A 12,347-nucleotide genomic window follows, 5' to 3' on the forward strand; every position below is an offset into this window, starting at 1 on the left:
GTGATGCGCGTATTGGTAGGCGTAGGAGTGACTTACAGAACGTCGCCGAAAGCCCCCTATTGTAAGACCGGAAACTTTCCCATTATAACCTTAGCCCTCGGTCATTCTATAAGTGAGGTGGACGTTCGCGGTATAGTGTTAGTGGTAAAACGTTTGAGTTTGTACGTAGTACTTACCGCCAGTAGCTACTTCTTGTCCGCCATAGTTAACGGACATAACCAGGTACCTTTAGTTTACGTATTCGGTGGGCCGGTCCATAGCGTAAATTTTGTAAAGGTCAACGTTTTATTTACAAATCTAGCAGGTTTGGATGTGGTTCTGGCCGATTATTAGCACCTATGAGTAAGCATGGTGTTGGTTGTTTTTGAGGCCAAAATGACAGAAATTAGCGTCGATCTCTATTCAAACGTAGAAGGTTTCGTACTATCGAGCAGAGGTCTTTGTGGGCATTAACACCACTGTACTCGAACCGAAGTGCAACCCGACTATAATTTCTTTAGGCGTAGTTTTAAAAAATATAAAAGTTAATTCGGGTCAACAAACTATATCTCAGCTGGATTTCGTAATTGTAGGCCTAGTATTATAAAGAGTAATAGGGTAGCGAGATTTCCTTATAGTCGGTATGGTGAAAGCGGCGCGAGATTATTCCAATTTTTACGTAGCTATCAAAGACGAAACCCTTTTGCCGTTGAGTAAGGTTACTAGCGTTATCCAAGTAATGACTCATGTAACTGTCACCCAACAGCTATTTGACCGAGACCGTAGGCCTAAACAACATACACAGACCGGTTGAATAGGTTTCAATCTTTTCGCCCTTAACTGTAAAATATCCTCTTTTCGAGTATTTGTGAGACGAGCTCAAGCCAATTACTGAGGACCAACTTGGGATTTTTCGGCTTTAGGACTACAAGGAGTTACACAAGAAAAAAATTTTCTCTAACATAAACTCGCCGTTCAAAGAGAAATTAGCAAAGATAAACATCAAGAAACCCAACGTCCGTATTTCATAAATTGGGTAAGAACAAAGACCCGAGTACGGTTATCCCGAAAGATAGTTTTATTATTTCGCCATTTAGACGAAATAATTTACCTTGTAATAGACCTAGCTAAAAATATAATTTAGGACGTTCTTTGCGGAGTACTTAGACTTTACGTAGTCTTCGATAAAAAACATAGAGAAAAAAATGTCACTAGAACACATTAAGTATTAACAGTCTGAGTTAGAAAACCTAGTTCCAAAGAAATAGAGCTCATTGTTACCGTGTTGCTATAAATTTTACTAGCGCTGTCAACTACTCACATTTTGTTTATAGCACGTTTGAGCAGCCGCAGAGAGCTTCTATATTACGTATTGCACGGTTGTAAACGGAATTACTTATGAGTGAGAAACGACTGTGTTGTTTTGTAAAACGAACGGGTAGTAGATTACTACGCCTACCGTTCCTTAGTACTCAACGAAGAAGTTACTACCGTGACTGTAACCAAGGTGATTTAGGCTTCAATCTCTAGACGTGTACGGAGAAAAATAAAAAAACGAAGAATTTTCGTTAACCAAGATGCCCATTTTCACGTCCATATGGGAGTCCTAGATACCAAAACAAGCCAAAGCACATTACATTTAACCGACCTTAACAAAGTACCAAATTACGCGGTTAACGGAATTAGTCACTACGTTGGGGACTACTACGTTATGACACTGGATATAATGAAAAATGACGTGGTTGTTAGTCTCCTAATAGAACTCATACTACGGGAAATACCTAGACAACCTAACGTAATTTGAGTTGACTTAGTGGTTGCTAACATGGCCAAGGTACGCGAAGTTATATTAGTTATAGTGAACCTCAATTTACTCGAACACGGTAGTGAAGCACCACTTCCCGTTAAACACTGAATTATAAACCTCGTTGGTCTTAGCAGGGTAGTAGTGGTAGGACTAAGTACTGTTATGAAAACTCATGGCGTACCTAACATAGAACTAGAAACGCGCGTAGTGAATTCGCAAAATGTTATTGTTGCGGTGTGGGAAGCGAAGCCTGTTTGGGTAGGCGTAAGAATAGTTTTGACGCCGTAACTAGGACGCGTCTATTGTATAAACGAAATCAGTTTGGATATTTTAAAAGTCCCGTTTCTAATTCTACTTGAGGTGGCTGTTAACGATATCTTGTAACGAAGTAAGAGTTACTCAAACGGCGCTCCATTTCTCGTCTTTTACTTCTTCTTGTCCGACATAGGTGACGCTACGACCCAGGAAAGTTTAACTCTTTCACGCTTTCAGAAGGACGACGTCGTGACGACCGACGTGGTTAGACCCATATGCGTAATTTAAGTTATAACAGAAATATTAACTCAACCGACATTAGGACTCAACTTGTTGGTGTCTTATGTCGACGTAAACTTAATAAATTACTTAGGTCACCTTACAACCGTACTAAATTTCGTGCTTAGCGATGAAGATTTTTTTCAGCTACAACCCCTAGGTAAACAAACCGAAGCTAACGTCTATAAAATTTTTTTCTACGTAGCTTATTGACTCCTAATAATTCTTTTGGAGGAAATGCTGGTTAATAAAATAGCCGAAAGAGTGCTAGTCCTAGTATTATGAGTAGTTGTAGGGTTGCTAGAGAACCGTAAAGAAATTATCCGCTTTCGGGGAACTCGTCGTAGCGTATTTTACGGAGTTGTAGAAGATGTAGGCTTAGTTGTGGTCCTTTAACCGTTAAGTAAGGTTACTAACGTTCTCCAAGTAATTCTTACAGATAATCTAATACAAGGACCAATAAAAAGTGGTGAAATTTTATGAGGGTATGGTGGTCTCTGTTATGGTAATTCAAATTACCGTTACTGGTGGTCCCCGTCATGTGTTTTATTTTTATTTTTTATCGTTATTATTCCTGAATATTGTTCTGTGACTTAAAAACGTACTATCCTATTTGTGTGAAACTAAAACAAATAATTACTTATAGTCAAAGAAAATATACGACTAAGTTGTATAGGGGTGATAGAAATAAAGTAGACTTTTGTTATTGCAGGACCGAGTTTTTAAATAAGTGTCTCACGGAAATTTTACTCGTAGTATTGCGAGTGTCCTGAAGATTTATTGAAGTTGGATTGGGTAACTAAAAACCATCAACTTCAATAAATCTTCAGGACTAAGTATGAATAAATTATCGTGTTTTCAAAGTTATCTTGTTTTTTTGTCTTGTTCATATGAAGAAACAGCGTTATAACTGCCTTCAACATAAACTAATCCCGCACAAATGTTAAGTAAGGGTGGCGGATGATAAAAGAATGGTTAACTGTTTTATGTAAGTAGTAGCGTTAAACGAGCTACAAGCAACCTTAGCGTAGTTCGTTCTTTCCGCTTATCTGTTGTTAACGGTTTGTGACTCGGGCGCTCTACCGTTGCAAATAAGACAAAAATAGTTTTTCTTTTAATTCAGGAGCTCCTCTAAGTAGGCGTAATGAGCGTGTGTACGAGTTTTTTTGTTAACCACGAAGGACGGGAACTTTAAATAGTTGCGAAGGATGAAATCGGACAAGTGGCTCACGATAGAAGTTAAATAAGTGGACTACTAACATACCTCGTTGTTTGTCCTATAGGAGGGTTGACTAATGAAAAACGCTTGGTAAAAAAAGGAATTTACAAGACGGGTTTTCAAGGAACCAGTTATTATGTTAGACGACCTGGAGGAGTAGTGACCGAACCCATAAAGGGAGTACTTACTGTCCATGTCCTTATTAAGGGCGGAGGAATAAATCGTGCGGGACTATAGGAACCCCTTACGAATAATTAGCTACGAGTAAAAGTCTCCGTCAAAGGTTAAAAGGGAGTATTTATCGAAGTGACTATTTAACTAAATGGCGTCCTACGTAAGATATCCATCATGGGTCTTTTTGAGGGTATCTTAGACCTTAACAACCCCAACACACATTGTTCATGAGATTATACCTATTTGGTGAAAGAAGTCCTACCGAAGGGACCCTTCCAACAGGGTTGACGTAAACTAGCGGGTAATTATATTATAACACTCAACGTACTGAGTACCGTTAATTTAAACGTTGTGATTGGACAGGACGGAGTAGTTATTTTTCTATTAGTTTTCGTAGCCGATTAAGAAGAGACGATTTGGGGGTTCGGCATCATGGCTGTTGTGTGGGTCCAACTTATTTTAGTTGTTAAAGAAATAAGAGGTCTTGGCGTTATAAATTTCACAGTTGAAGGAGTAGACATAATGCACACGTTCGTTTTACGGGAAAATAAGGAAAAAGTTCCGTCATTAGGCGTCATGAGTTATTGTTCAATAACTAACGAAATACTGATAAACTACTCTACGGATAAAAAAAAGGAGAAACTTACTCGAGCCGCTAGTCTACAAAGGGTCACATCCAAAAAGGTCGTGGTCCTCCTGGAACTTCACAATCTATTGATAATAAATTTAACTATTGTCGTGCTTATTAAAGTCAATTAGCGAGAACCCCTAATACTGAACCACGATATCGATTAGGAACTCCTACTAGAAATTAAGCGCCTATTCTGAACAAATCTTTTAGGTTATAGCGTCATACAAGATCATTCGGAACGAGTTTATTTCGTCGAACGAACCGTTAACGTAGTCCTTAGCTTACTCCTAGCTGTATAAGTAATCCTTAGTTTCATTATCCGAGTAGCCCAAGTAAAAAGTAAACGTTCTGTTATTAGGGTACAAGGTCTAATGACAGAAAAAGTATTATTAACCGCCACTCGCAGAATGGGAGAAGACAAAGGACTGGATTTTACTTTATAACGAACCGAGGAGGAAATTTAAGGACGAGGCCTAGTTTTTTTATGAGTATTCGGTATAATGCACTGAACCCACTTTCGAATATACCACCGAATCCCCAAGCAGCCGTTATCCGGTTTGTTAGTTATAGTAGTTCATCAAGAAGAGGTCAATTTGGGTCTGCAAGTTTGTATGCGGTTTTGTGGCCAAACCGAAGTGCAGATACCTTGAGTTAACTGGTACGGTTTTAGTTTAAATAAAACCGATTAACATTCAATGGAAGACGAAAATTTGTAAGCCGCAAACGGTCATTAGCTAGAGCATTAACTTATGCGAGTGAATTAAGAAGGAAATGGAGTTCAAGTTGTCCAAGGAAAAATGGATTTATTGATTATGGAACAAGAAAAACGGCGTGAGAGTTGGTTAGTTGGTCAAGGACTCACCTTAATGTTAGTAGTTATAATATTCGCGCTTATAGTAAATTATAAAAACTGTAAACGGTTAAAAGAGGCAGACCTAAAAGAGCGGTTACAAGCATTTGCTGCTGACTTAGTGGAGGTCTAGGATGAAGTCATAGTGCAAATCGAGATATATTTACGAGATATAAAAATTACCTCATTGCGCCGAGCGGTTATTAATTTCTCCGAAATTGCTAAAATATATTTAGTTGTTTATGAAGTAATGCATTTTCGACTAGGTGGAGTAGAAGCGTGTGCGGCATAGCGGGGTACTCAGCAGCTGTACGTCTTTGAAGTATCAACCGTATTACTATTTATACGTAAAAGCCTAGAAGAACGGTTGCGACTATTTGGGTGAAATATTTTCGAACTTTTGAAAGAAAGAGAACGCGGCTTAATACTCGGGTTTTTAGAAATATGACCGCAACTGGAAAAAGTAGTTTTATTCGTTAGGGGGTTTCTATGAGGTTGGGGGGAAGAAGTTCCCCTTTTGGAAGTTATAGTTTTTTATGTAGGACACTACTAGGCCGTCCATTTTCGCGGTTTGGCACGAAAACAGGACCCTGCACTCGACAGTAAACTATATTTCCTTATAGGAACGGCGATGAAAAAAAAACTTAAAATCGAACACGAACGTTTGCGCGTTTTGCGAGGCCAAATTAAGGAAACTGGGTCCTTGTTAGACGTACTCGATTACGTCAGTAACAGAATTATGGACGGACTATGTCGAAAAACTAAACAGGACAGCATTACCAACGTTGGACTTAGTTTACTAGACGTAACTGATTATTGAGGAGTCGTATTCATGAGGTAGAAGGGGTCGAAAATCTACGGCGTCCTAGTCCCGTACGTCGTCCTAGTTTTAAGACAACGCGGTTATTTTTGACAACAAAGTTTAAGACTATTTTTATTTTTATTAGACGTCACGCTTTTGCAGAAACGAGGAATAAAGGATTTTGCTGCCACTACATAAGACAAGATGTCGGGACGTACAGAAGCTCGTAAAGGCGCATCGTTGTATTAACGTCGTCTTTTGGTCCAAAGTGTCTTGCTCGTTCAAACCATAGGGTTTGGAGTATTTACATAAGTGGTTTAGCTGAAACCGGACGACAAAAATAATTTTTTAGCCGTATGGGGACTTTACCTCCGCTAACGTTTACTCGGACTATTTAGTGTAGCTGCGGTAATAAGTATCGGCAATTGCAACGGAGCATACTTAACCGAACAACTACGTTTAAACGTTGCCTATTAGGAACAAAAAGTTTTTTAAGATTTTCAAGATTAAGTACAACTACCGGGTTTACGACGTTATGTAGTAAATTAAGTAGAAAAAATAGTCTACCCCCATTATTTAGTCCCGCTTGGTGACGTTCTACAAGATAGGTCCTATGTTTTCCTGAAAGGTATTTGACTCACTCTAGGCTACCGCTTTTTTGATTAACTGACCTAAATTACATGTAAAACTTTGTTAAATTATACCCCAATTAATTTTTCATATGGTTTTGTAATCTGGACACTTTATAAATTTGATTGGATAACTAAAAAAAACAAAAAAATTTTAAAACTCGTTCCCGCAGCTTTTATCATATTTTAGTTCGGTTATTACAGAGACGTTGACCTCGTGTTATATGCTTTACTACTTATTTTTACTTTTTTATGGGGGCCTTTTAGTTTTCTGTTATTTATTTTGCCACCCTAAACATTGGTCAAGAAATCGTGAAATACGAAACGAAGCGTTTCCGTTAATGTCTCGACGAAAAGAAAACATAGTCTTTTCGCCACCGCAACCAAAGTTATAAATATTCCTTGTCCTTTTACCGTTTAATTTTGCGACAAAACGGTAACTGATAGTAGGAAAAACCCTATTTTTTTGGTTAGTTAGACAAACCTTTAACGTAATAGTAGCACCACTTTTACTTTCGGTTTACTTCTTTGTATCTGGAATAGTTCCACCTACCATTAGAGGAAAATATCAAACCATACATGATAATACATGTGAGGAAGCGGAGTAAGCGAACGCGAAACAGATTTTGTATTACCCGATACGATATCGAAATTTAATACTACGATTATTATACTAATTTAACTTTAAAAATATCAATAATGGGTATTACAACGAGAAATGAAATTGTTCTCATGGTTATTACTTTAAACTTTTTTAACTTATAAAAGAATTTTTTCGTCCCAAAGTCGAATGAGTACTTCCTCATCCTAAACCTCTTCACCTTCCCACAGGAAGTATAGAGATAGTTTTTTTATAAAATCCGTCATGGGGTGTTTACTAAGTTAATCGACATAGTCCTCTTTTATTTCTCCTGTATGTAGGCCAGATATCACTGTTACAAGGATTCGACCAAGCACTAAGTCAATTATTATATTAGTTATTATTGTACTAACTCAGGCGTTTATAATATTCTAAAATCGAAATCCTACGTCGCGTCGCCTTCGATCTTAACACTATAACCGAATATTGAGTGCTTAGGTGACATATCGGATCAGAATTATTTAACTAAGGTCATTTTAGGTACCAATCATGTACGTGTGGGTGATTTCCAAAAAGGACAGAAAAACATGGCCCCTCAGAACTATAAATTCAGTGATTCATCAAACGAATTTCATAACTTGAGTCCCGAGGGTTGTAGGAATTATAACTTAGTTGTTTCGGATAATGGATATGTTCAACTTCGCGTAGCAAAACGAGCAGAACACATAATTACAGATACGGTATTCATAGAACGGGTTTAAAAGACTCACAAAGGGTCCTTAAACCTTTAAATATTCTTAGTTTTATCACCTTCTTCGCTATGTAAAGACTCGGTATTTAGAGAAGAGGATACCTCAACCAACAATGTATTTTTACTTCAACATTGCAAAAAAAATTAACGAAATGAGCACGATCTTTCAGACTGTTACTAAGTGAAAGAAACTGTATCAAGTGGTCCCTGAAAACTTCACGAACGGTGAGAAAAACTAACAACGATGGAGCAAGGAACTCATTAAATAGAAGTTTAAGGACACCTAATTTCAATAGATAATGATACAGACTGAAGTCAAGACGTAACAATCCCAGATTACTAAGAAGGTCGAGTTTAACAAAGTCGAACTAATTTAAGCAAAAATAGAAAAACCGCTAGAGAAGTGTCCTGTTGTCTCATTAGGCGCCTAGATTTAGGTTTGTTTACGGGTTAAATAAGAAGTTCTCGTCGACTAATTCTTATGGATTTCATTTCCAAGAGGGTAATGGTAGCCCTTTCCCTACATTATTTTAGTAACTGAACTATTTTGCACGTTATAGCTGATTACTCCCCCTGAAATAAACTAATTTAAGTCGGTGGTTCACAAGCTTAAAACCGACTTATCGTAGTTTTAGAAGTATAGATCGTTCCTACATAACATAAGATTATTCAAGGCTTTCAAGTAAAAGTCATTCGAAATGACGTAGTTATTTACCTAATTATGATAGTTTTCCACCTTATATAGATTCAGATATAGAACGTAAAAAATTAAGTAATTTGTCAGAGGACCGGTATAGTGATAAACTAACTGTAAATTTTGATAGAGAGTAAAGGACTTGACAAAACTTTACAGATCCTCCCCATAATTGTAGTTGGTTAAGTTTAGCTCCAGGTATTGGGCTTACCAAAAAAAGTCGGGTAAGTTCGTCGAGTTCATAAGGGACGAGTGATTATAATGATAGTAGACATTCTTTACGCTGACTTGGAAAAGCTCATCCCTTAAAGTATAACCGCGCAAAACGACCTAAGTAGCGTAACTTTTGTAGTTATTAAACCCGACAACAATCATGGAAAAGTCGTAAAACGTTTCGTTAATCCTAAGGTCGTTTCTCGAGAAGAAAGCGTCGTAGTCACATTGAAACACTCTGTATACCTTAAAAATTTGCTAATAGCTCTAATAAGAAATATATGACTTTATAAAAACGTTACAAGTAAAATTGTTGGCGAATTATTTTAACTTTAGTTAATATTTATTAGTTGGAATTATAAAATAATTTATTCACTAAAACATTAAAAGTAATGAAACACGGCCTGTTTTTTGCTTACGTTTGTTCTTATTAATCTCTATTGAGTGACTAAATGTTATATAAAATATACTAGACGAAGCTGATTTTTCCTCGGATATACTATATCGATTCTAGTTGCACAAATACAACAGATAAACAATACTTCCTTAACGTTAAGGAAATAAATCAGCGACCGCGCTTTATCGGTAAAGGTTCATGTTAATTACGGGTGAAGCTAAGAAAACACTATACGATACGGTGGAAATTATCAGTGCGTTCCACTTTACTACGTAAGTTTTCTTCTCGTTTATCATTTTTTGCTAAGCTTGTTCCTAATACAGCTACTATAACTTTCGTAATTACTCGAAAGACATCGTCTTGTTCATAAACGAGCGAACGTTTAGATAAGTCTTCCTAAATTTGGGCGGAAAAAATGCCTTTTTCTAAATAGTTGAGAAAGTAATTGAAGTTTTTGTGAGTTGCTTCATCGTAGTCGACTCGACTGAGTCGCTCGTCGTTTTGTTGAGAATTGAATACACGAATACCCACTCGTTTTATTTCGTCTTCAGTACTATTTTCGCTTAGGTAGTAACGAGAACTAAGTTAGTTTTCGGCATCTAATGAGGCCTTCTTGGTAATATCCTTGTCGTAAAGCTCGCCGTGAACCACGGCCTCTGTTTGGGTACACCCTCTACTATGAAGGAATAACACTCTTGAATTTTGTTCCTCTTCGGAATTCTGTCAAATTACTCGTCAAAGGGTTCCCTTAACTCCTACTTCAAAGACGTCTTCTCGATGTTCGGATAATGTTACGGTAACGTAATCGGTAATAGTTACTACTTCTGGTACCACAGAGGCACTAACTTCCTAAATCTTTTCTTTATTGGACGGTTTTCCTTTAATGCGTTCCGTTCGTAAAATTAGACGTCGTGAATTAGCGTCGCATAGTCCGGATGTAGCTATTGAAACTATGAAACCTATTAACCCTGTTGGCACTGAATAAAACCGTTTTTCACTAACCAATACACGTCGCCGTCTACTGGCCAATACTGCGGGTTTAAGTAACAAGCCCACATCTCTCGCATAATCTATTGCTCTCAAGTAAGTCGTCCTGCAAACTCAACAATTTACTTTTCTTTAACAAGGGGAATGTTTAACTAAGACCAGAACCAAAGCTAAAACGAACAATATCAATAATACCGCACCCGCCCCTTCGCGCGGGTCGCTCCCGCTAGCGCGCCCCCATGGGCCACCACCCGACGAACGGCCTGGCAGAACTTTTTAATACACCTCTTTTTTGTTTACGGGAACGACCTGAATCTCTCAGTGAACTCGTTCCTCACATAATGGTCGAGTAAATTATGAACTATAGTTCTGCGTAGTGTTTTCCTATAACAAGCGTGTAGTTTTAGTACTCAGTAAACTACACGGACTTGATAAAGTTCTTTGAGCACGTTTCCTATTCAACTTACTGGTTAACATTTTTGAGTCCGTAGGGGGATTTAATTTAATGAGGAATTTATAGTGCTTGTCCGACAACAAGATTTAAGAAGCGCGGTCGGGTTGCACCTTTTTTTCCTGGATCAAAAAATTATTTTAGTATCCGGTATTTATTACGTGGATCTCGTTTATAATGTAGAGGTCCATTAGCATTGGTAACGGTCTCATGACAACATAATATTTTAAGTTCCGAAGAACTTACTCGTTTTGGTACGAGTATGTGTAGGTAGTTGACGCGGGTTGGTTGTCCTTTCTTTAAGTTGTGCTAGGTATTCTGTTCGGGGTCCAATATATTGGTTTTCCGGGTTTAAGGATTTGCTAGTGAGGTACCCACTGCTAGAGGCCGCCGTATCGCATCCGTTTTTATTTAGTTTGGTTCCGGTTCGTTTGGTTTACGTGGTTTATTACGGCATACACGTACCAAATTTCATTCTTTACAGGGTACGAGTATTATTAAATGTTCACCGCGTAACTCACACGGAGGTGGCTTTTGAGGACGTGGTTGTTTTAAGGTTTTCCTCCGCGGGTTCTATATCTCTATTCGGTCTAATATTCATTTGCGGGCAACAGCGAATTAGTTAACTACTACAAGTTATCGTAGTTATTACTCCTCGTGATTTCCGTTATGAAGTTATTTACTTTTGTATCTAGGATTCCCGTGGGTATTTAGGCCTCACGGACAGGTTATGGTCACTACTGGACATGGCTACTATGGAGGGTTTTTATGGTCTTAACAAAGTTTTATGTACCAAGCAAGACGGTTTCTTGCGCTTTAATTAGGACAAGGGTAATTCTCTATTCGTCACCGCGTACGTCGTTTTTTGAGTTTACTGACGAGATGGGTTTCTACTTGATGGGTGGTGGCGGTTTTTAGACACTAACACTTGCTAAAAAGTTAGGGCCAATTACCCTAGTAAGGTTTCGTTATGTCATGTCGTTGCAAATAACATGAACGGGTTTTTTCTACGAGATTTGCTTATGCAGGTCAGGTTTTGAGTTACCAACGGCAAAAATTCGGTGAGGTCCATCCGGTGTATGGTGCTTTTTGTTATTTCGAGGTTTCCTTTTCCGGATGTGTTTTAGGTTAAACGGTATTAGCCGGTTCGACATCCATTCTGTTTGGAACTAACGGTTAGGTTTTGGTCCTAAGTAAGTGTATGGGGTATTAGGGGTTTATTAATGGCTGTTACCGAGGTGGTTGTTATTTATTTCACTGGGTTTTGTCGTCTAGCTGTTTTTTTGGAACAGCAAAGCGAAGAAAAAATGATTATTCGCCACGGTATTTTTGTCGTCGTGAGTGGGTACTTTCTCGCTAGGTCTGATATCCACAAACCTACACATGTAGTGCATTCTTTAATTTCCCATTTATTAGTAATTATAAATAAGGTATTTTTGGTCATGCGAGACACATTATTACGCGGTATTACCGTGGATGTCGCTAAACTTAATCGTTTTGGTCACGTTGCTGTTGTTTTATAACGGGATGGAACGCGACTGAACCACAGTCACCGAGTTTGGGGTTTTTGTGACCACAAAATTTACTTAGTAGTCCTCATGAGTTTATAGCTACTATTTATATTTCATGGCGCGGTTTTGGGTTTTTAT

At 38.0% G+C, this 12,347-nt stretch carries 2 protein-coding genes; both read left to right on the plus strand.

Going from position 1 to position 12,347, the window contains the following annotated elements; translation table 11 throughout:
• The first annotated feature begins 5,141 nt into the window (after positions 1–5,141).
• Positions 5,142–5,327 (plus strand): hypothetical protein, encoded by a 186-nt coding sequence (locus tag DGG96_RS20750; RefSeq protein ID WP_110141615.1) that lies wholly within the window; start codon positions 5,142–5,144, stop codon positions 5,325–5,327.
• A 6,594-nt stretch (positions 5,328–11,921) separates the two neighbouring features.
• The gene (locus tag DGG96_RS03650) at positions 11,922–12,221 is read left to right on the plus strand and encodes a hypothetical protein (protein ID WP_110141617.1); all 300 of its coding nucleotides are present in this window, start codon (positions 11,922–11,924) and stop codon (positions 12,219–12,221) included.
• Positions 12,222–12,347: the final 126 nt, after the last annotated feature.

The organism is Legionella qingyii, assembly GCF_003184185.1.

Excerpts from the sequence above, each read along its gene's own strand:
- DGG96_RS20750 (WP_110141615.1), top strand. The coding sequence starts at position 5,142 with ATGGATTTATTGATTATGGAACAAGAAAAACGGCGTGAGAGTTGGTTA.
- DGG96_RS03650 (WP_110141617.1), top strand. The coding sequence starts at position 11,922 with ATGGCTGTTACCGAGGTGGTTGTTATTTATTTCACTGGGTTTTGTCGT.